The following is a 20796-nucleotide window of genomic DNA, read 5'->3' as shown; positions in this document are numbered from 1 at the left end:
GCCGGTGTCGAAGTGATCCGAAGAAGATGAGAGACGAGAAGAGAGCTGTCCGTCGTGAACCATCCCCTCCTCGACCTGCCCCCGCTGACCGCCGACCGCTTCGCGGCCATCGAGCGGCGCGTGGCCGCGCTCCTCGCCACCGAGCAGGACGTGGTCATCACCCAGGGCGAGGCGCTGCTGCCTCTGGAGGGCTGCATCCGCTCGGGCGCCCGGCCCGGTTCCACCGCGCTCAACGTCGTCACCGGGCCGTACGGGCAGACCTTCGGCGACTGGCTGCGCGACTGCGGTGCGCGCGTCGTCGACCTGGAGGTGCCGTTCCACACGGCGGTCACCGCCGGGCAGATCGCCGAGGCGCTGGAGCGGCACCCCGAGATCGACTTCGTCTCGCTCGTGCACGCGGAGGCCGCGACCGGCAACACCAACCCGGTCGCGGAGATCGGCGAGGTCGTACGGGCGCACGGCGCGCTGTTCATGCTCGACGCCGTCGCCTCGGTGGGCGCCGAGCCGCTGCTGCCGGACGCGTGGGGCGTGGACCTGTGCGTCATCGGCGCCCAGAAGGCGATGGGCGGTCCGGCCGGGGTCTCGGCGGTGTCGGTGAGCGCGCGTGCCTGGGAGCGGTTCGCGGCCAACCCGCGCGCCCCGCGCCGCTCGTACCTCTCGCTCCTCGACTGGAAGGAGCGCTGGATCGACGGTGGGCGCCGGGCGCTCCTGCACGCGCCCGCGCAGCTGGAGATGCTGGCGCTGGAGGCGTGCCTGGAGCGCATCGAGGCGGACGGGCTCGATGCGGTGATGGGCCGTCACGCCTCGGCGGCGGCCGCCACCCGCGCGGGGGCTCTGGCGCTCGGCGGCGGGCTGGAGCCGTACGTGCACGAGGCGCGTGACGCGGCACCGGTCGCCACGACGCTGCGCGTGCCGGCCGGCGCGGACGCCTCGGCGCTCGTGCGCGCGGCGCTGGCCCACGACCCGTCGGTACCGCTGGTCGCGGGCGGGGGCGCGCTCGCGAAGGAGATGATCCGCGTGAACCACTACGGCCCCGACGCCTCGCGGGACGTCGTCGACGCGTCGCTGGCGGCGCTGGCGTCGGCGCTGCGGGAGGCGGGCGCGGCGGTCGACGTGGAGGCGGCGCGGGCCGCTGCCGCGGAGGTGTGGGGCTAGGGGGTACGAGGGTCTCCAGGCCCGGGGCCCGAGGGCTGCGGCCCCGTCAGGGGGCGGGGCGGGCGGTTCCGGTTGTCAGGGCCTCCAGGAGCGCTTCGAGCGCCGGGGACGGCGGGCCCGGCGGGGTGGCCAGGGAGATGGGGACCGTGAGGGCCGGGAGCGCGCGGAAGACCACGCGGGTGGTCGGGGGAAGGCTGCCCACCGGGTAGAACAGCGTCCACGACGGCTCCGGGCCGGACGCCAGGTCGGTGAGGGTGTCCTGGAGCGTGGTGAACGGCGGCCCCGGCGTCACCCGGGGAAGCGCGGACGTGACCAGATCGTGGAAGGCCGGGTTCGCGGCCCGGGGCGCCAGCCGCAGGGGCAGGTGCGCGAGGGAGTCGAGGCTCAGCACGTCGGCGGCCGCGAGCGGGTGCGTGGCGGGGAGCGCCGCGATCAGCGGGTCGGACCACAGCGGGTGCAGCGCGACGCCCTCGGCCTGGCGCACGGTGCGGACGAGCGCGGCGTCGAAGATGCCGGAGCGCACGGCCGCGAGCCGGGCCTCCTGCGGCGCGCGCTCCAGGCGGACGCGGAGCCCCGGGCGGCGGGCGGCCAGCGTGTCGAGCGCGCGGTAGACGCGGTCGGCGAACGCGCGGGTGGTGCCGAGCCGGATCAGGCCCTCCGTACCGGCGGCGACCCCGGCCGCGGTGCGCCGGACGCGCTCGGCCGCGGCCAGCGCGGCGCGGGCCTCGGGCAGCAGCCGCTCGCCGGCGGAGGTGAGGCGTACGTGCCGGGTGGAGCGGTCGAAGAGCCGCAGGCCGAGCTCCCGCTCGAGGCGGGCGATCTGCTGGCTCACCGAGGCCTGGACGATGTGCAGCCGCTCGGCGGCCCGGCCGAATCCGAGCTCCTCGGCGACCGCGACGAAGTACTCCAGCTGACGCAGTTCCACCCTGGTCCCCCACCCATCACCTTTGATGATCACTGTGCTGGTCAACCGCTTCTTGGTCACGTCTTCTTCCCGCCATGTACTGGAACCCGGACGTACGGAGAAGGGAGCGGGAATGACTCAGACGGTGGTGTGGGAGCGCGCGGCGGAGACGGTGGAGCTGCCCTCGGGGGCGGTGTTCCGGCTGCTGGTGGACGGCGGCGCGGCCGGGGTGAACCGGCTGACGCTGCCCGCCGGGGCCGACGGCGCGAAGCCGCACCGGCACCTGCGGTCGACGGAGCTCCTCTACGTGCTGGGCGGCGCCCTGGAGGTGCTGCTCGACGCGGACGTGAGGACCGTCACGGCGGGCGACCTCGTGGTGGTGCCGCCGGGGCTGACGCACGCGTTCCGCGCGGCGCCGGACCGGGGGGCGGATCTGCTGGCGGTGCTCACGCCGGGAGTGGAGCGGTTCGGGTACTTCCGGGCGCTGGGGCGGATCGCGCGCGGCGAGGACCGTTGGGAGAGCCTGCTGCCCAGGCAAAGGGAATACGACGTCCATTTTGCGGGGGGAAATTGGTAAGTTATTCGGGGGGTAGCTTCCCGCATTCTTCTGCCCGGTTTCCGAAAGGTTAAACAAGCCGATTTCCGGGTCGTGATCAAGGTGTGACCGAGTCCACAAGGTGTCTGATTTGCGGGGGTAATAGCAGGTCAAAAGGGGCGAGGCCGCACCCGCGCGAATAACACATGAGGTGCGGCCAGCCAACCCTCCGCGACCATGCATTTTCAGAATTTGCTGGGTAAGTTGCATTCGCATGACCGCCGCGCAAGCAGATGTTGCACGTGCCCGACACGAATTCCTGGAAGTCGACGCTCCCCGCGTCGAGGACGGAGCCGCGATATGGCGCATAGCCCGCGACTCCAAGGTCCTCGACCTCAACTCCTCGTACAGCTACCTGCTGTGGTGCCGGGACTTCGCCGGCACCTCCCTGGTGGCGCGCCGGGCGGACGGTGAGCCGATCGCCTTCGTCACCGGCTACATCCGGCCCGAGCGGCCGGGGACCCTCGTCGTCTGGCAGGTCGCCGTCGACGACGCCCACCGCGGCCGTGGCCTGGCCGGTGTCCTGCTGGACGCGCTGACCACGCGCCTCGCCGGGCGCGGGATCCACACCGTCGAGACGACGATCACCCCGGACAACACCGCGTCCGAGCGGCTCTTCACCTCGTACGCCGAGCGCCGGGGCGCCTCCGTGGAGCGCGAGGTCCTCTTCGACGGAGGACTGTTCCCGGAGGGCACGCACCTGCCCGAGGTGCTCTACCGCATCAGCCCGATCGCCGCCTGAGACCCGAGACCCCCACCCTTTCCGAGGAGACCGTCGTGACCATCACCCCGCCCGCCCTCAGCGTCTTCGAGACCCTGGAATCCGAGGTACGCAGCTACTGCCGCGGCTGGCCCGCCGTCTTCGACCGCGCCCAGGGCGCCCGCCTCACGGACGAGGACGGGCACACGTACCTGGACTTCTTCGCCGGGGCCGGCTCACTCAACTACGGCCATAACAACCCCGTGCTGAAACGGGCGCTCCTCGACTATCTGGAGCGTGACGGCATCACCCACGGGCTGGACATGGCGACCACGGCCAAGCGCGCCTTCCTGGAGTCGTTCCAGAACGTGGTGCTGCGGCCGCGCGACCTGCCGTACAAGGTGATGTTCCCGGGCCCGACCGGGACGAACGCCGTCGAGGCGGCGCTGAAGCTGGCCCGCAAGGTGAAGGGCCGCGAGTCGATCGTGTCGTTCACCAACGCCTTCCACGGCATGTCGCTCGGTTCGCTGGCCGTGACCGGCAACGCCTTCAAGCGGGCCGGGGCCGGCATCCCGCTGGTGCACGGCACGCCCATGCCGTTCGACAACTACCTCGACGGGCGGGTCCCGGACTTCCTGTGGTTCGAGCGGCTGCTGGAGGACCAGGGGTCGGGTCTGAACAAGCCGGCCGCCGTGATCGTGGAGACCGTGCAGGGCGAGGGCGGCATCAACGTGGCCCGGCCCGAGTGGCTGCGGGCGCTGCGGGCGCTGTGCGACCGCCAGGACATGCTGCTCATCGTCGACGACATCCAGATGGGCTGCGGCCGCACGGGTGCCTTCTTCTCCTTCGAGGAGGCGGGCATCACGCCGGACATCGTCACCCTGTCGAAGTCGATCAGCGGGTACGGGCTGCCCATGTCGCTCTGCCTCTTCCTGCCGGAGCTCGACGTCTGGGGCCCGGGCGAGCACAACGGCACCTTCCGCGGCAACAACCCGGCCTTCGTCACCGCCACCGCCGCGCTGGACACGTACTGGGCCGACGGCCAGATGGAGAAGCAGACCATCGCGCGCGGCGAGCAGGTCGAGCAGGCACTGCTGACGATCTGCGACGAGAACTCCGCCCACGGCGCCCACTACCGGGGCCGCGGCCTGGTCTGGGGCATGGAGTTCGCCGACAAGGCGCGGGCGGGCCGGGTCTGCAAGCGCGCCTTCGAGCTCGGGCTGCTGCTGGAGACCTCGGGGCCGCAGAGCGAGGTGGTCAAGCTGCTGCCGCCGCTGACCATCACGCCCGACGAGCTCGACGAGGGGCTGCGCACGCTGGCCCGAGCCGTCCGCGAAACCGCCTGAACGCCCCCACGTCTCGACACCCCACACCCCCACACCCCCACGCGAAAGGAACGGCGAGTTGATCGTCCGCTCACTGAAGGACATCGAGAACACCGACCGCCACGTGAAGGCCGCGTCCGGCACTTGGGAGAGCAAACGCATCGTGCTCGCCAAGGAGAAGGTCGGCTTCTCCCTGCACGAGACCGTGCTGTACGCCGGGACCGAGACGTCGATGTGGTACGCGAACCACATCGAGGCCGTCCTGTGCGTCGAGGGCGAGGCCGAGCTGACCGACCACGAGACGGGCGAGACGCACTGGATCGAGCCGGGAACCATGTACCTGCTCGACGGCCACGAGCGGCACACCCTGCGCCCCAAGACCGACTTCCGGTGCGTGTGCGTCTTCAACCCTCCCGTCACCGGACGGGAGGACCACGACGAGAACGGCGTCTATCCGCTGCTCACCGAGGAGGGCTGACACCATGACGATGACCGCTGTGCAGGACCTGTACCCGACCCGGGGCGCCTCCGAGGTGATGACGCCCCGCCAGGACCCGGTGGTGTGGGGCACCGTGACCCCGGAGCTCCGGTCGTACGAGCGGGACGGCTTCCTCGCGGTCGACCAGCTGATCACGGACGACGAGGTCTCCGTCTACCGCGCGGAGCTGGAGCGGCTGATCTCCGATCCCGCCGTGCGCGCCGACGAGCGCTCCATCGTCGAGCCGAAGACCCAGGACGTACGGTCGGTGTTCGAGGTCCACAAGATCAGCGAGGTGTTCGCGGGTCTCGTGCGCGACGAGCGCGTGGTGGGGCGGGCGCGGGAGATCCTCGGCTCGGACGTGTACGTCCACCAGTCGCGGATCAACGTGAAGCCGGGCTTCGGCGCCTCGGGCTTCTACTGGCACTCGGACTTCGAGACCTGGCACGCGGAGGACGGGCTGCCGCGGATGCGGACGGTGTCCGTGTCGATCGCGCTGACCGAGAACCACGACACCAACGGCGGCCTGATGATCATGCCGGGGTCGCACAAGACGTTCCTCGGCTGTGCGGGTGCCACGCCGAAGGACAACTACAAGAAGTCGCTCCAGATGCAGGACGCGGGCACGCCGTCGGACGAGGCGCTGACGAAGTTCGCGGACGCGCACGGCATCCGGCTGTTCACGGGCCGGGCGGGGTCGGCGACCTGGTTCGACTGCAACTGCATGCACGGCTCGGGCGACAACATCACGCCGTTCCCGCGCAGCAACGTCTTCATCGTCTTCAACAGCGTGGAGAACGCCGCGGTGGAGCCGTTCGCGGCGCCGGTGCGCCGGCCGGAGTTCATCGGCGCGCGGGACTTCACACCGGTGCGGTGACGCCGACGGGCTGATGCCGGTACGGCGTACGGGAAGGGGCGGGACCGCCGGGCGGTCCCGCCCCTCCGTGGGTCTCAGGCCCGTGGGTCTCAGGCCCGTGGGTCTCAGGCGGTCAGCGCCGGATAGTCGGTGTAGCCGCGGTGGTCGCCGGCGTAGAAGGTGGACGTGTCCGCGGTGTTGTACGGGCCGCCCGCCTTCAGCCGGGCCGGCAGGTCCGGGTTGGCGATGAACAGCGCCCCGAAGGCGAGGACGTCGGCCGTGCCGTCCTCGATCAGCGCGAGATCGGCGGCGCTGGTCGGACCGTCGGTGTGCGGGTTCAGCACGAAGGTGCCGGAGAACCGCTTGCGCAGCGCCGACGTGGTCTCACGGCTCGCCGGGCTGTTCTCCAGCACGTGCAGGTAGGCGATGCCCACCGGCTCGATGGCCTGCAGCAGCGCCGTGTACGTGGGCTCCGGCTCGGGCTCGTCGATGTCGTTGAAGGTGTTGCCGGGCGAGACGCGCAGCCCCGTGCGCTCGGGGCCGATCTCGGCGGCGACGGCCTTGACGACCTCGGTCGCGAAGCGGATGCGGTTCTCGACGGAGCCGCCCCACGCGTCCGTGCGCTGGTTCGTGTTGGGGGCGAGGAACTGGTGGATGAGGTAGCCGTTGGCGCCGTGCAGCTCGACGCCGTCGAAGCCGGCGTCCACGGCGTTGCGGGCGGCGGCGGCGAAGTCGGCGATGGTGGCGCGTACCTCGGCGTCGGACAGCTCGCGCGGGGTGACGTAGTCCTTGAGGCCCTCGGGGGTGAAGATCTGCCCCTGGGCGGCGATGGCGGAGGGGGCGACCGGGTGGAGGTCGCCGGGGTGGTCGGCCACCACGGCCGGGTGGCCGATGCGGCCGGCGTGCATGAGCTGGGCGAAGATCCGGCCGCCCTGGGCGTGGACGGCGTCGGTGACCTCGCGCCAGGCGGCGACCTGCTCGGTGCTGTGCAGGCCGGGCGTGTTCGGGTAGCCCTGGCCGACCGGGGAGGGCTGGACGCCCTCGGTGATGATCAGGCCGGCCGAGGCGCGCTGGGCGTAGTACTCGACGGTCAGGGCGGTCGGCACCCGGGTGTCGGCGGTGGCGCGGCTGCGGGTCATCGGTGCCATGGCTATGCGGTTGGCGAGCTGCGTACCGGAGAGGTCGATCGGGTCGAAGGCGGTGGTCATGGGGAGGCTCCCGAAGCGTGGTGCGGCACATTATGTGGTCGGCCAATTAACTGCCCGGACGCCACTGTAGCGCATTTCCTTGGTCGACCAAGAGTGAAGGTAGAATGAGAGCGAAGCACACGAAGGAGACGCGCCATGACCGCCGGACCGGCCGAACCCGCCCGCAGCGACGCGTTGCCGGCCGCCGCGCGCGGCGGCCCGGTCAGCCACACCCTCTCCCGGGTGGCCCGGCTGCACCGGATCGCCGCGGGCCGCCTCCTCAAGGCCGCCGGGATCTACCCGGGCCAGGAGTTCGTGATGATGTGCCTCTGGGAGAAGGGCCCGGCGCGCCAGTCGGAGCTGATCAAGGCGGTGGACCTGGACCCGTCCACCGTCACGAAGATGCTCCAGCGCCTGGAGCACGCCGGGTTCGTCCGCCGCTCCCCCGACCCGGCCGACCGGCGCGCGGTGCTCGTCGAGGCGACCGACTCCAGCTGCGCGCTGCTCGCCGAGGTGTCCGCCGCCTGGAGCGACCTGGAGGAGCACACCCTCGCCGGGCTGGACCCGAGCGAGCGGGCCGAGCTCGTCCGGCTGCTGGGGAAGGTCGAGGCCAATCTGTGCCGGGAGGCGGGCGACTACTGCCCGGCTCCGGGGACTCAGGACGCGGAGAGCACGTCCAGCGCCCGGTCGACGTCGGCGGCCGAGTTGTAGAGGTGGAAGGACACCCGGAGGTTGCCGGCGCGGGCGGAGACGATGACGCCCGCGCGCGCCAGCTCCGGCTGCCGCCCGCCAAGGCCCGGCACCGCCACGACGACCGAGCCGTCGCGACCGGCCGGGACCGGCTCGTGGCCGAGATCCGCGAGCCCGGCCCGGAAACGCGCGGCGAGCGCCGTGGCGTGGGCGTGGACCGCCTCGATACCGGTCTCCTCCAGCACGGCCAGGGACCGCTCGGCGCCGTAGTACGCGAGGAAGGACTGCGGCTCGTCGTAGCGCCGCGCCGTCGGGGCGAGCCGCTCGACGGGTCCGTATGTGCTGGTCCACGGGTCCTCGCCGGCGACCCAGCTCGCGTGGGCCGGAACCAGGGCCTCCTGGGCGTCCTCGCTCACCGTCAGGAAGGACGCGCCGCGCGGGCAGAGCAGGAACTTGTAGCCGCCGGCGACGGTGTAGTCGTACGCACCCGCCTCCAGCGGCAGCCAGCCCGCCGCCTGTGACGCGTCCAGGAGCGTGCGGGCGCCGTGCGCGGCCGCCGCCTCCCGTACGGCCGCGAGGTCGGCGACCCGCCCGTCCGCGGACTGCACGGCCGAGAAGGCGACGAGCGCGGTCCCCGGCCGCACGGCGCCGGCCAGCTCCTCCAGGGGCACGAACCGCGCCTTGAGGTCGCCGCGCACCGTGAACGGCGTGATGACCGAGCTGAAGTCGCCCTCCACGAAGAGCACTTCGGCGCCCGCCGGAAGCGACTGCGCGATCAGCGCGACGTGCACGGCGACCGATCCCCCGAGGGCCACCCGGTCCGCCGCCACGCCGACGAGCCGTGCGTAACGCCGCCGCGCGCCGTCCACCACCTCGAAGCTGCCGGGCCCGTCCGGCCGCCCGGCGGCGTTCTGCTCGGCGAGCGCCGTGACGGCGTCGACGGCCCGGCGGGGCAGCAGCCCGGAGGTGGAGGTGTTCAGGTACGTCTGCGCGGGCGCGAACTCGGCGCCTCCGAGGGGGGTTTCCATGCCCCCACCCTCACCGCCGACCTGATCTCTCGTCAATTGCGCATGTTTGCGCGCTACCTCTTAGCAATGCTTATGGACGGCTCGGAGCCGCCGCCTCGCACGCGCCGTCGACACCGCACGCCGCCGCGCCCTCGTCGTCACCGGCGGGGCCGAGCGGCTGGAGGGCGCGCCCCTGCCAGGCCTGCTCCAGGGCGCGGGTGAACACCTCGGCGGGCTGGCCGCCGGAGACGCCGTAGCGGCGGTCGAGCACGAAGAAGGGGACGCCCGTCGCCCCGAGCCGGGCGGCTTCCTCCTCGTCGGCGCGCACGTCGTCGGCGTACACCGTCGCGTCCGCCAGCACCTCGCGGACCTCCTCCTCCGCGAGGCCCGCCTCGACGCCGAGCCGCGCGAGGAACTCGAGGTCGTACACGGAACCCTCGCCCGCGAAGTTGGCCCGGTAGGCGAGGTCGAGCAGCTCGCTCTGGCGGCCGCGGGCCTTGGCGAGGTGGAGGAGGCGGTGGACGTCGAAGGTGCTGCCGGCCATCCGCCCGGCCGTGTCGTACGGCAGCCCCTCACCGCGCGCCGTGGCGGCCACCTGCTCCTCCATCGCCGCGGCCTCCTCACGGCTGCGGCCGTACTTCCTCATCAGCATGCCGACGACCGGCTCGACGTCCCCCTTGGCGCGGTGCGGGTCGAGCTCGAAGGACCGGTGCACGACCTCGATCTCCTCCCGGTGCGCGAAGGCCGCGAGCCCCTTCTCGAAGCGCGCCTTGCCGACGTAGCACCAGGGACATGCGATGTCGCTCCAGATTTCGACGCGCATCTTGTTCTCTTCCTCCGAGGTCATCACGCGCACCAGGCGGTACGGTGCGGAGGCCACCTCCGCCCAGCACCTGAACGCCCCCGGGTTGCGCCTCATTCCACGGAGCGGGCGGTGTGAGCCGGAGCACGCCCGTCGGCGCGCTGCGGGGCCGGGCTTCGGGGCGCCGGGTCCGGTGGGCCGCTGCAAAACGGTTGGACGCCCGTCGCCCTGGTCGGCGAGCATCCGCGGGTGAGAGATGAAGCCGATGGCGGGGGACCGTTCCCGCGGAGCCCGAAGCGCGTACGTTTCGTCGAGCTGTCCGGTGGGGTGATGTCCGCCCTGCTCGACGGTGACCTGTCCGAAGCCGGCAGGGTGGCCGGGGTTCCGCTGACCGAGTACTTCCTGACCGACAGGGCGCGGTGGCTCTGGCGGTTCCGGCTCGACCAGATGGCCGCCGATCCCGGCCGGGCGCGGTGGATGGTGCGACAGGCGGTCGTCGGCGACGAGGGTCTCGTCGTCGGACATGCCGGGTTCCACGGACCGCCGGACGAGGCCGGCATGGTGGAGATCGGCTACTCCGTCGCTCCCGCGTTCCGGCGCCAGGGGTACGCCCGGTCCACGCTGATCGAACTGCTCCGCCGGGCGGCGGCCGAACCCGCGGTCACGACGGTGCGGGCGACGATCGGTCCCGATAACGTGGCGTCCCTGGCCACGATCGCGGGCTTCGGCTTCGTCGAGGTCGGAGAGCAGTGGGACGAGGAGGACGGTCGTGAACTCGTCTTCGAGGTTCCCGCCCGCCGGGTCCCACCCGCTTGGTGGGAAGGCTCACGGCATCACGCCGAGCCGTGACCGGGCGTCCGCCTACGTGTGCCTTGATGGGAAGGGGAGTCGTCCCGCGTGAGATCGATACGTCTGCTGGGCGCCGCCAGTGCCGTCTGTCTGTCGCTGCTGGTCGCCGGGTGCGGGGCCGAGCGCGTCACCGGGGCCGGGGGCGCGGGCGGGTCCGGCGGTAGCGCCGTGGCGAGTCCGCCGGCGCCCTCCGCCGCCTCCGAGGGCCCCGACGCGCGGCACGACCGGCTGTTCCCGGGCCTCGCCACCCGGTGCGCCGGGCTCTCGGTGAGCCCCTCCCCCAGCGCGTCCACGAGCGGGGAGCCGCTCAGCCCCGAGGCGCGGAAGTACGCGGAGAACCACGCCTTCAAGCAGCGGCTTCCGCTCGGCGCCCGGGCCGCGTGCCGGGGACGCGCGCATGCCGAGCGCATCGGCGGGGGCGTCGACGGCGTACGCACCGAGGGCGAGCTGCGGGCGGCGCTGGAGAAGCTCGGGTACACGGCGGACGACGTCCAGACGTACGGCTCCGGCACCGGACTCGGCTTCGCGGTGTTCGTGCCCGGCGCCGGGCCCTGCGTCAGCGGCCGGGTGGGGCCGCCGCTCTCCGTCGAGGTGCACGGGCCGTACATGGAGGGCGGCTGCGTGGAGCCCCGGGGCGGGCACTGACCGGTCACGCTGCCGAGGACGCGGGCGCGCGGCCCCCGGTCACGTGGTGGTTGAAGGTGGCACGGTAGGCGCTCGGGGTGAGGCCGGTGCGGCGGACCAGGTGCTTGCGCAGCGAGTCGGCGGTGCCGAGGCCGCAGGCGCGGGCGACCTGGTCCATGGGGAGTTCGGTGGTCTCCAGCAGCTCCTTGGCGCGCTCGATGCGCTGGTGCAGCAGCCACTGCAGGGGGCTGACACCGCTCTCGGCGTGGAAGCGCCGGGTGAGGGTGCGGACGCTGACGCCCGCGTGCCGGGCCAGGTCGGTGAGGGTGAGCGGCCGGTCCAGGTGGCGCATGGCCCAACCGCGGGTGTCGGCGCAGGTGGCGCCGCGCTCGGGCGGCAGCGGGGTCAGGGTGAACTGGGTCTGGCCGCCCGGGCGCACGGGTGCGACGAGCGCGAGCCGGGCGACCTCGTTGGCGACGGCGGCGCCGTAGTCGGTGCGGATCAGGTGCAGGCACAGGTCGATGCCGGCCGCGTACCCGGACGACGTCGCGACGCCGTCCTCGTCGACGAAGAGCACGTCCCCGCGGAGGTCCACGGCGGGGAACCGCTCGGCGAGCTCGCGCGAGAGCCGCCAGTACGTCGTCGCGGCGCGGCCGTCGAGGAGACCGGCGGCCGCGAGGACGAACGCGCCCGAGCAGATGGACGCGATGCGCGTGCCCGCGGCGGCGGCGCGCCGGAGCGCGTCCACCACCCGGGGATCGGGGTTCTCGCGGGAGCCGGTGCCCGCGACGATGACGGTGTCCGCGTCCTCCACCGCCTCCAGGCCGCGCGGCACGTACAGGTCGAGGCCGCCGCTGGTGGTGACCGGGCCGGGGTCCGGGGTGCAGATCACCGTCTCGTACCCGGGCCCGTCGTCGAACGGGACGTTCCCGAACAGCATCTCGGGGATGGCGAGGTTGAACATCGACGCGGGCGGCACCGCGATGACGGCGACGCGGAGCGGACGCCGCACAGGCTGGGCGGGCTGCATGGCCAGATCCTCCGGAGGTGTGGCAATCAGGCCGCTACTGTACGGCCGCGAAGATCGCGAAGGTGTACGGCATGGACACGGAAAGCCGCTTCGTACCCTCCCTTCCCACCGCAGGTCCGCCCGCCGGGACCGCGCCCGCGGGGCCCGCACGCGCGCTGGCCGCCGCGCTGCTCGGGTTCGCGCTGATCACCCTCGACACCTCCGTGGTCAACGTCGCCCTGCCCGCCATGGGCGGTGACCTGGACACCGGGATGACGGGTCTTCAGTGGGTGATGGACGCCTACACGCTGGCGTTCGCCGCGCTGCTGCTGTCCACCGGCGCGCTCGCCGACCGGATCGGCGCGAGCCGGGCGTACGCCGGGGGCGTCGTGGTCTTCACGCTCGCCTCGGCGGCCTGCGGCCTGGCGCCCGGACTGCCGTCGCTCATCGCCGCCCGAGGCGTCCAGGGCCTCGCGGCCGCCGTGATGCTGCCCGCGTCGCTGGCGCTGGTGCGCGAGGCGTACGCCGATCCGGGGCGGCGGGGCCGCGCGGTGTCGCTGTGGGCGGCGGGCGGCACGGTCGCGATGGCCCTCGGGCCGGTCGCGGGAGGGGCGTTGACCAGTGCGTGGAGCTGGCGCTGGATCTTCTTCGTCAATGTGCCGCTGGGACTGCTCGCCCTTGTGCTGCTGCGCCGCGTGGCCCGCTCGCGGCCGCGCCCGGCGCCGCTCGACGTACCGGGGCAGCTCACCGCGACGCTGGCACTCGGCGCGCTGACGTTCGCGGCGATCGAGGGCGGGGCCGCGGCCTGGTGGGCGCTGGGGGTCGCGGGGGCGTCGTCCGCGGCGTTCCTGCTGGTCGAGGCGCGGCACCCGCATCCGGTGGTGCCGCTGGGCCTGTTCCGGTCGACCACGGTGGCGGTGTGCGTCGCCGCCGGGTCGGCCGTGAGCGTCGCGTTCTACGGCATGGTCTTCGTCCTCAGCCTGTACTTCCAGCAGGTGCTGCACCTGTCCGCGCTGGCGGCGGGGCTGATGTTCCTGCCGATGACGGGCCTGTTGGCGTTCGTGAACGTGTTCTCCGCGAAGGTCGCCGCCCGCCGGGGGCCGCGCCTGCCGATCGTCACCGGCCAGGTCCTGGCGGTCGTCGGCCTGTCGCTCCTGCTGTACGTGGACGCGTCCACGCCCCTCGCCCTGCTCGCCGTGTCGTTGGTGCCCTTCGCCCTGGGCTGCGGTTTCGCGCTGCCGCCGCTGATCGCCGCCATGATGGAGGCGGTTCCGGCGGAGCGGGCGGGCACGGCGGCGGGACTGCTGAACGCGGCGCGGCAGACGGCGGGCGGGCTGAGCATCGCCGTGTTCGGCTCGCTGGTCGCGGGTGGAGAGCTCGCCGCCGGTTCCGGCGCCGGTTCCGCGGGCGGCTTCGTGGACGGCATGCGGATCTGCCTGGTGATCAGCGCGGTGCTGCTCGCGGTGACCGCGCTGGCGGCCACGCGGCTCGGCCGGCCGGGCCCCGCCGGTGGGCGGCGCCGGCCGGCCGAGCGGCCTCAGCCCTCCCGGCGGCCGTCCACCCGGCGCGGCAGGCCCAGCGGGTTGTCGTCCCGCAGCTCCGGCGGCAGCAGCGCCTCCGGCGTCGACTGGTAGGTGACCGGGCGCAGCCAGCGCTCGATCGCGGTGGCGCCGACGGAGGTGGAGGTCGAGGTGGTGGCCGGGTAGGGCCCGCCGTGGTGCTGGGCGGGGGCGACGGCGACGCCCGTGGGCCAGCCGTTGACGAGCACCCGGCCGGCGAGCGGGGTGAGTTGGGCGAGGATCGCGGCGCCGTCGCCCGCGCCGTCCGCCTCCTCGGAGGAGAGGTGCACGGTGGCGGTGAGGTTGCCGGGGAGCCGCGAGAGGACCGAGGTGACCTCGTCGCCGTCCTCGTACCGGGCGACGACCGTGACGGGCCCGAAGCACTCCTCCAGGAGCAGGTCGTGCGGGCCCTCGGCGGCGAGCCGGGCGGCCGGTACGGTCAGGAACCCGGGGCGGACGGTGTGTTCGCCGCCGGCTCCCGCCGTGACGGGCGCCTCCACGTCCGGCAGGGCGGCGCGCTCGGTGACGCCCGCGACGAAGTGGTCGCGCATCCGGTGGTCGAGGAGGACGCCCTCGTCGACCGTGGAGACGGCGTCGGCGAGCGACTTGACCAGGTGGTCGCCGGCCGGGCCGGCCGGGGCGAGCACCAGACCGGGCTTGACGCAGAACTGCCCGACGCCGAGCGTCATCGACCCGGCGAGCCCGGTGCCGATCTGCTCGGCGCGCTCGGCGGCGGCGGCCTCCGTGACCACGACGGGGTTGAGGGAGCCCAGTTCGCCGTGGAAGGGGATGGGTACGGGGCGGGCGGCGGCGGCGTCGAAGAGCGCCCGGCCGCCGCGTACCGAACCGGTGAAGCCGGCCGCCGCGACCAGCGGGTGGCGGACCAGCTCGACGCCCGCCTCGAAGCCGTGGACCAGGCCGACGACCGCCTCCGGGAGGGAGTGCTCGGCGGCGGCGCCGCGCAGCACCTCGGCGGCCAGCTCGGAGGTGGCCGGGTGGTCGGGGTGGGCCTTGACGACGACGGGGCAGCCGGCGGCGAGCGCGCTGGCGGTGTCGCCGCCGGGCACGGAGAAGGCGAAGGGGAAGTTGGAGGCGGAGTACACGGCGACGACGCCCAGCGGCACCTTGTAGCGGCGCAGGTCCGGGACGGGCGGGGTGGCGGTGTCGTCCGGGTGGTCGATGATCACGTCCAGGAAGGCGCCCTCGTCGACGAGGTCCGCGAACGCGCGCAACTGGTAGCGGGTGCGGGCGAGTTCGCCGGTGAGGCGGGCGGTGCCGAGCGCGGTCTCGGCGTCGGCGGCGGCGACGAGGCGGTCCTGGGCGGCGTCGAGGCGGTCGGCGGCCGTCCGCAGGAAGGCGGCGCGCACCGTGCGGTCGGCGAGCGAGCCCCGGGCGGCGTGCGCGGCGCGCACGGCGCTGTCGACGTCGGCGGCTGTGGCCTCCACCGCAACCTGCTCCCGTCGCTTCCCGGTGCGGGGGTCGACGCTCCAGACTTGTGCTGCTGACACCACGACGTCCTTTCAACCCTGCGGAGTTGTTCGGTATTCTGAACAGCGTTCCTGATTCTGAATGGGACTCTATTGACGGGCGTGGCGTGTCACAAGAGGGGCGAGGTCGAATGTCGGCTACCGAATCCGGCGGAGCGCAGGTCAAGTCCGCCGTCCGCACGGTGGAACTGCTCGAGTACTTCGCCGGCAGCCCCGGGATGCACTCCCTCGCCGCCGTCCAGGAGGCCGTCGGCTACCCCAAGTCCAGCCTGTACATGCTGCTGCGCACGCTGGTGGAGCTCGGCTGGGTGGAGACCGACGCGACCGGCACGCGCTACGGCATCGGCGTCCGCGCCCTGCTGGTCGGTACGTCGTACATCGACGGCGACGAGGTCGTGGCCGCCGCCCGCCCCACCCTCGACCGGCTCTCCGACGACACCACCGAGACCATCCACCTGGCCCGGCTCGACGGCACCAACGTCGTCTACCTCGCCACCCGCCAGTCCCAGCACTACCTGCGGCCGTTCACCCGGGTCGGGCGCCGGCTGCCGGCCCACTCCACCTCGCTCGGCAAGGCGCTGCTCGCCACCCACAGCGACGAGCAGGTGCGCAAGATGCTCCCCGAGACGCTGCCCGCCCTCACCGAGCACACCGTCACGGACCGCGAGAAGCTCATCGCGGAGCTGCACGTCATCCGCGAGCAGGGGTACGCCGTGGACCGCGAGGAGAACACGCTCGGCCTGCGCTGCTTCGGCGTCGCCGTCCCGTACCGCACCCCGGCGCGTGACGCGATCAGCTGCTCGGTACCGGTGGCCCGGCTGACCCCGGCGCACGAGCAGATGATCAAGGACGCGCTGTTCGACGCCCGCGACCGGCTGACGCTGGCGACCCGGAGGCTCTGACCTCCCCCTTGGGGGTGGGCCCTTCTCCGCCGTACGGCGGAGGTGGTTCACCGGTGGGCAGGAGGCGTGCGGGGCGGTGCGGCCGGGAGGGTGAAGGCATGACGAAGACCCCGCTCCGCACGCCCGGCCGCACACCCGACCGCAGGACCGACCGCAGGTCCGACGGCACGCCCGCCCCCGCGTCCGACCGCAGGGGCACGCCGCACCGCCCGCGCGCCGCCGGCCCCCGTACCGCCCGCCGGGTGCTGCGCGCCCTCGCCGTCGTCTCCTGCGTGCCCTACCTCGGCCTCAAGGCCGCCTGGATGGCCGGGAGCCGCGTCGGCATCCCGGACGGCAGCGTGCTGCTGGAGGACCGGGCCCTGATGGCCGCCGTCAACGGCGTGACCGTGCTGATGGACGGGGCGGTCATCGTGCTGGCGCTGCTGCTGACCCAGGGGTGGGGCCTGCGCGTACGGGCCTGGCTGCTCGCCCTCCCGATGTGGGCGGCGACCGGCCTGCTGGCCCCGATCATGGTCGGCTTCCCGGTCCAGATGCTGAGCCGGGGGGACTCCGCACCGGTGCCGAAGGAGCCGTTCCTCGACGAGTGGGTCTTCGGGGTGGTGTACAGCGGCTTCATCGTGCAGGGCCTCGCGCTGGGCACGCTGTTCGCGCTCTACGCGCGGGACCGCTGGGGGCGCGTGTGGCGGGCCCCGGCGGCCGGGCCGGCCGAGCCGTGGGCGCGGATCGTCGCGGTGGTCGCGTCGGTGCCGCTCGGGGCGCTGTGCGCGGTGCACCTGATGTGGGCGACCGGCTCGACGGCCGGGCTGTCCGCCCGCCGGATCGCCGAGCGCTCGTCGGACTTCTACGCCCTGGAGGGCGTGCGCGCGCTGTTCGCCGCCGTCGCCGTGGCCGGCGTCCTGGCGCTGGTGTACGGCGCGGGCCGGAGCCGTTCGCGCGCGCCGAAGGTACCGCTGGTCGCGGCGTGGGTCGGGTCGGGCGTGGTGGGCTGCTGGGGCGGGTACCTGCTGCTCACCCTGCTGCTGCCGATGGACGATCCGTCGAACGCGCCCACCGCGCTCATGACGCTGACCTACGCTGGCGAGATGATCACGGGGACCCTGCTCGCCTGCTGCCTGGCCGCCTGCCTCCGGCGTCGTGCCGCGTGACCGGCGCGACCGGCGCGACCGGTACGACCGGAGTCCGGACCTCGCTCCGGTCCGCGCTGCGGGCCGGGCTCCCGGCCGTACTGCCGGGGCGCCGGGCGCGACTGCGCTGGCTCCACCTCATCCTGGGCGGCGCCCTGTTGATGCCGTACTGGCTCGTGGGCACGGTCGTCGTCGGGCCGTTCGTCAACCCGACCGGTGGCCTGTTCGGCGCCTCCCTGGCCGCGCAGTTCGCGGCGTACGCGGTCGCCCTGCCGCTCGCCGCGGTCACGGCGCTCTTCCCGCTCGCCCGGCCGCTGTCGGTCGCGGCGGCGCGGAGCCTGTGCGGGGTGGCCCCGGAGCGGTACGCGGACGGCCCGGCGAGGTCGTGGGCGGCGCGCCGGCGCACGGCCGGCTGGTTCACGCTCCACGCGGGCCTGGGCGCGCTGGTCAGCGGGGCGACGCTGGCGCTGCCGCCGTTCGCGGTCACGCTGATGGTGCTGCCGTTCTCGGAGTCGCTGCGCGCGTCGGCGGTCGCCTCCTCCTGGTCGCTGGACCAGGCGTGGCTGGTGTGGGGCGGGCCGCCCGCCGGGCTGCTGTCGCTCGTCGCCCTCGTGGCCACGGCCGCCGGTGCCGGGGCGCTGCTGGCCCGGCAGGCGCCGCGACTGCTGGGGCCGACGCCCGCGGACCGGCTCGCGGCGGCGGAGCGGCGCGCCGCCGAGCTGGCCGTACGCAACCGGCTCGCGCGCGAGCTGCACGACTCGGTGGGGCACGCGCTGAGCGCGGTCACGCTCCAGGCCGGGGCGGCACGCCGGGTCCTGGACACCGATCCCGCGTTCGTACGGGAGGCGCTGGCCGCGATCGAGGAGACCACGCGGCGCACGGTCGGCGAACTCGACGCCGTACTGGGCCTGTTGCGGCAGGGCGAGGACGACACGGAGGCTTTGCCCGGCCCCGGCCCCGGTCTGGAGGCGCTGGACGGGCTGGTGTCGGCGGCGGGCGTCGCGGTGGCGCTCGCCGTGGAGGGCGGCGCCGATCTCGGCGGCGTACCGGAGCCGGTGTCACGCGAGGCGTACCGGATCGTGCAGGAGGGGCTGACGAACGCCGCCCGGCATGCCGCCGGAGCGGCGGTGTCGGTGCGCATCGCCGTCACGGAGGAGGAGTTGGAGATCACCATGGAGAATCCGCTGCCCGCCACACCCGCCGTCGCCCGCCCCGGCGGCGGCCACGGCCTGCGGGGCGTCGCCGACCGGGCCCGGCTGCTGGGCGGCCGGGCCGGAGCGCATCCCGTCCCGGACAGGGGCGTGTGGCGGCTGTCCGCGCGGCTGCCGCTGACGGGGGCCGGCCGGTGACCGGGCCCGCGATCCGTGTCGTGCTGGCGGACGACGAGCGGATGGTGCGCACCGCCCTGCGTGTCGTCCTGGGCGCCGAACCCGACCTGGAGGTGGTCGGCGAGGCGTCGGACGGCGCCGAGGCGGTGACGGTCGTGCGCGAGCTGCGCCCCGACGTGGTGCTGATGGACGTGCGGATGCCCGGCATCGACGGCATCCGCGCCACCGAGCGGCTGGTGGCCTCGATGGGAGAGGCCGCGCCGCGGATCGTGGTCGTGACGACCTTCGAGAACGACGCGTACGTGTACGACGCGCTGCGCGCCGGGGCCGCCGGGTTCCTGTTGAAGCGGGCGGCGGTCGAGGAGCTGGTCGGCGCGGTGCGGCTGGTGGCGCGCGGCGACTCGCTGCTGTTCCCGTCGGCGCTGCGGGGCCTCGCGGCGGCGTACGGCCCGAGGGCGCGCGCGGCCGCCCCGCCGTGGGCGGCACGGCTGACCGACCGGGAGGCGGACGTGCTGCGGCTGATGGCGAGGGGCCTGACGAACGCGGAGATCGCGGGACGGATCGGCGTCGGCCCGGCGACGGTGAAGACGCACGTGGCGGCGGTGCTGGCGAAGACGGGGACGCGGGACCGTACGCAGGCGGTGATCGCGGCGTACGAGGCGGGCTTCATCGTCCCCGCCGAGCAGCCCGGATGAGGATTCCCTGAGAAGCGCGTCCTCCTGGAACGCCTCGCACCCTCCCGTTCGTCCTCCTGGACGGGATGAACAAGACGATCAGAAGAGCCGCGGTCTTCTCCCTCCTGCTGGTGCTCTGCCTGCTGCTGCGGGCGACGTGGGTGCAGGCGTACGAGGCGAAGGCGCTCGCGGACAACGCGCACAACCGGCGGAACGTCATGGAGCAGTACGCCCACCCGCTCGGGAACATCGTCGTGGCCGGTTCGCCGGTCACCGGATCGAAGCGGACGGACGGCGGCGACCTGCGCTACCAGCGCACCTACACCGACGGCGAGCTGTACGCGGCGGTCACCGGGTACGGCTCGCAGGCGTACGGCGCCACCCAGCTGGAGGGCATCTACCAGGACGTCCTCCACGGCACCGACCCCCGGCTGAAGAACCCGCTCGACGCGCTCACCGGCGAGCCCACCAAGCCGGGTGACGTGCTGACGACCATCGACCCGGCGGTGCAGAAGGCCGGGTACGAGGCGCTGGGCGACATCAAGGGCGCGGCCGTCGCCATCGACCCGAAGACCGGGCGGATCCTGGGCATGGTCAGCACCCCGTCCTACGACCCGTCGGCGATCGCCGGGTCGGCGGACGGCGACGCCTGGAAGAAGCTGACCACCGACGAGGACAAACCGCTGGTGAACCGGGCGATACGGCAGCCGGTGGCGCCGGGCTCCACGTTCAAGCTGGTCGTCGCGGCGGCGGCGCTGGAGGACGGGCTGTACGGGTCGGTCGACGAGCCGACGCGGAGCCCGGACCCGTACACGATGCCGGGCACGGTCATACCGCTGGAAAACGAGAACCCGTCGGCCCCCTGCGAGAACGCCTCGCTGCGCACCGCGCTGCAGTACTCCTGCAACAACGTCTTCGGGAAGCTGGCCGTCGACCTGGGGCAGGACAAGGTGCGGGCCATGGCGGAGAAGTTCGGCTTCAACGACAAGGAGCTGGACGTCCCGGTGCGGGCGTACCCGAGCGTCTACCCGACCGGGCTGAACCCGTCGCAGACGGCGCTGACGGGCATCGGCCAGTTCGACGTGACGGCCACGCCGCTGCAGATGGCGATGGTGTCGGCGGCCATAGCTCATGACGGTGTGCTGGAGTCCCCGCACATGGTCTCCCGTGTCGTGGACGGCGACGGCGACACCCTCGCGTCGTACGACGACGTGGACGCGCGCCGGATCGTGTCGTCCGCCACCGCCGAGCAACTGCGCAGCGCGATGGTCACGGTCGTCGAGAAGGGGACGGGTGACAACGCCCGGATCGACGGCGCGGAGGTCGGCGGCAAGACGGGCACGGCCCAGCGGGGCGTGGACAACAGCGGGAAGCCGTACGCCTGGTTCACCTCGTACGCCAAGGACGCGAAGACGGGCGAGGAGGTCGCGGTCGCGGTCCTGGTGGAGGACTCGGACGCCCGCCGCGCGGAGGTCAGCGGCAACGGCCTGGCGGCCCCGGTGGCGCGGGCGATGATGGAGGCGGCGCTGAAGTAGCGGGCG

The 20796-nt window shown here is 73.6% G+C and carries 21 protein-coding genes; 15 read left to right on the top strand and 6 right to left on the bottom strand.

What is annotated here, in order from left to right:
- The first annotated feature begins 54 nt into the window (after positions 1-54).
- Positions 55-1155: a pyridoxal-phosphate-dependent aminotransferase family protein gene (locus tag AC07FJ_RS04500; protein ID WP_479045077.1), complete on the top strand. Its 1101-nt coding sequence runs from the start codon at positions 55-57 to the stop codon at positions 1153-1155.
- A 46-nt stretch (positions 1156-1201) separates the two neighbouring features.
- Here the strand turns inward: AC07FJ_RS04500 and AC07FJ_RS04495 are convergent, their stop codons facing one another.
- Complete coding sequence (locus AC07FJ_RS04495) at positions 1202-2080, bottom strand: LysR family transcriptional regulator (RefSeq protein ID WP_479045075.1); 879 nt, start codon at positions 2078-2080, stop codon at positions 1202-1204.
- A 112-nt stretch (positions 2081-2192) separates the two neighbouring features.
- On the opposite strand from AC07FJ_RS04495, the gene AC07FJ_RS04490 reads away from it, so the two are divergent.
- From AC07FJ_RS04490 to thpD, 5 genes are all read left to right on the top strand, one after another.
- Positions 2193-2636: a cupin domain-containing protein gene (locus AC07FJ_RS04490; protein WP_479045073.1), complete on the top strand. Its 444-nt coding sequence runs from the start codon at positions 2193-2195 to the stop codon at positions 2634-2636.
- 232 nt (positions 2637-2868) lie between these two features.
- A complete protein-coding gene (gene ectA / locus AC07FJ_RS04485; protein WP_479045070.1) occupies positions 2869-3396 on the top strand; it encodes a diaminobutyrate acetyltransferase in 528 nt (175 codons plus the stop codon).
- A gap of 35 nt (positions 3397-3431) precedes the next feature.
- Complete coding sequence (gene ectB, locus AC07FJ_RS04480; protein ID WP_479045067.1) at positions 3432-4700, top strand: diaminobutyrate--2-oxoglutarate transaminase; 1269 nt, start codon at positions 3432-3434, stop codon at positions 4698-4700.
- 58 nt (positions 4701-4758) lie between these two features.
- The gene (locus tag AC07FJ_RS04475) at positions 4759-5157 is read left to right on the top strand and encodes an ectoine synthase (protein WP_355360336.1); all 399 of its coding nucleotides are present in this window, start codon (positions 4759-4761) and stop codon (positions 5155-5157) included.
- Positions 5158-5161: 4 nt separating this feature from the next.
- Positions 5162-6034, top strand: a complete 873-nt coding sequence (gene thpD / locus AC07FJ_RS04470; RefSeq protein WP_479045064.1) for an ectoine hydroxylase — start codon at positions 5162-5164, stop codon at positions 6032-6034.
- A gap of 104 nt (positions 6035-6138) precedes the next feature.
- On the opposite strand, the gene AC07FJ_RS04465 is transcribed toward thpD, so the two are convergent.
- Positions 6139-7221 carry an alkene reductase gene (locus tag AC07FJ_RS04465; protein WP_479045063.1) on the bottom strand — a complete coding sequence of 361 codons (1083 nt, stop codon included), beginning with the start codon at positions 7219-7221 and terminating at the stop codon, positions 6139-6141.
- A gap of 135 nt (positions 7222-7356) precedes the next feature.
- Between AC07FJ_RS04465 and AC07FJ_RS04460 the strand changes: the two genes are divergently transcribed.
- Positions 7357-7911 (top strand): MarR family winged helix-turn-helix transcriptional regulator, encoded by a 555-nt coding sequence (locus AC07FJ_RS04460; protein WP_479045061.1) that lies wholly within the window; start codon positions 7357-7359, stop codon positions 7909-7911.
- Here the strand turns inward: AC07FJ_RS04460 and AC07FJ_RS04455 are convergent.
- Together AC07FJ_RS04455 and AC07FJ_RS04450 are read right to left on the bottom strand one after the other, a co-directional pair.
- On the bottom strand, positions 7857-8918 hold the full coding sequence (locus AC07FJ_RS04455; RefSeq protein WP_479045060.1) for an aminotransferase class V-fold PLP-dependent enzyme: 1062 nt from the start codon (positions 8916-8918) through the stop codon (positions 7857-7859). The genes AC07FJ_RS04460 and AC07FJ_RS04455 overlap by 55 nt on opposite strands.
- A gap of 70 nt (positions 8919-8988) precedes the next feature.
- Positions 8989-9720, bottom strand: coding sequence for a DsbA family oxidoreductase (locus AC07FJ_RS04450; protein ID WP_479045314.1), 732 nt, complete (start codon positions 9718-9720; stop codon positions 8989-8991).
- A gap of 309 nt (positions 9721-10029) precedes the next feature.
- On the opposite strand from AC07FJ_RS04450, the gene AC07FJ_RS04445 reads away from it, so the two are divergent.
- Together AC07FJ_RS04445 and AC07FJ_RS04440 are read left to right on the top strand one after the other, a co-directional pair.
- Positions 10030-10548 (top strand): GNAT family N-acetyltransferase, encoded by a 519-nt coding sequence (locus AC07FJ_RS04445; RefSeq protein ID WP_479045057.1) that lies wholly within the window; start codon positions 10030-10032, stop codon positions 10546-10548.
- Between the two features lie 48 nt (positions 10549-10596).
- Positions 10597-11193, top strand: coding sequence for a hypothetical protein (locus tag AC07FJ_RS04440; protein WP_479045055.1), 597 nt, complete (start codon positions 10597-10599; stop codon positions 11191-11193).
- A gap of 4 nt (positions 11194-11197) precedes the next feature.
- On the opposite strand, the gene AC07FJ_RS04435 is transcribed toward AC07FJ_RS04440, so the two are convergent.
- Entirely contained in the window at positions 11198-12202 is a 1005-nt protein-coding gene (locus tag AC07FJ_RS04435) for a GlxA family transcriptional regulator (protein ID WP_479045052.1), read from the bottom strand.
- Positions 12203-12273: 71 nt separating this feature from the next.
- Here AC07FJ_RS04435 and AC07FJ_RS04430 point away from each other — a divergent pair, with 71 nt between their 5' ends.
- Positions 12274-13815, top strand: coding sequence for an MFS transporter (locus tag AC07FJ_RS04430; protein ID WP_479045051.1), 1542 nt, complete (start codon positions 12274-12276; stop codon positions 13813-13815).
- Here AC07FJ_RS04430 and AC07FJ_RS04425 read toward each other — a convergent pair.
- On the bottom strand, positions 13719-15248 hold the full coding sequence (locus tag AC07FJ_RS04425; protein ID WP_479045048.1) for an aldehyde dehydrogenase (NADP(+)): 1530 nt from the start codon (positions 15246-15248) through the stop codon (positions 13719-13721). The two genes, AC07FJ_RS04430 and AC07FJ_RS04425, sit on opposite strands and share 97 nt — an antisense overlap.
- 110 nt (positions 15249-15358) lie before the next feature.
- On the opposite strand from AC07FJ_RS04425, the gene AC07FJ_RS04420 reads away from it, so the two are divergent.
- The 5 genes from AC07FJ_RS04420 (at position 15359) to AC07FJ_RS04400 (ending at position 20790) form a co-directional block, all read left to right on the top strand.
- Complete coding sequence (locus AC07FJ_RS04420) at positions 15359-16129, top strand: IclR family transcriptional regulator (RefSeq protein ID WP_361414933.1); 771 nt, start codon at positions 15359-15361, stop codon at positions 16127-16129.
- 98 nt (positions 16130-16227) lie between these two features.
- The gene (locus tag AC07FJ_RS04415) at positions 16228-17274 is read left to right on the top strand and encodes a hypothetical protein (protein WP_479045046.1); all 1047 of its coding nucleotides are present in this window, start codon (positions 16228-16230) and stop codon (positions 17272-17274) included.
- Positions 17275-17330: 56 nt separating this feature from the next.
- Positions 17331-18602, top strand: a complete 1272-nt coding sequence (locus tag AC07FJ_RS04410; protein ID WP_479045311.1) for a sensor histidine kinase — start codon at positions 17331-17333, stop codon at positions 18600-18602.
- Between the two features lie 11 nt (positions 18603-18613).
- Complete coding sequence (locus AC07FJ_RS04405) at positions 18614-19276, top strand: response regulator transcription factor (protein WP_479045309.1); 663 nt, start codon at positions 18614-18616, stop codon at positions 19274-19276.
- A 65-nt stretch (positions 19277-19341) separates the two neighbouring features.
- Positions 19342-20790, top strand: coding sequence for a peptidoglycan D,D-transpeptidase FtsI family protein (locus AC07FJ_RS04400; protein WP_479045043.1), 1449 nt, complete (start codon positions 19342-19344; stop codon positions 20788-20790).
- The last annotated feature ends 6 nt before the right edge of the window (positions 20791-20796 follow it).

Source organism: Streptomyces sp. NPDC045998, from assembly GCF_056430285.1.
The sequence above is the reverse complement of the archived record's forward strand: the minus strand, read 5'-3'. Positions and strand labels throughout refer to the sequence as shown.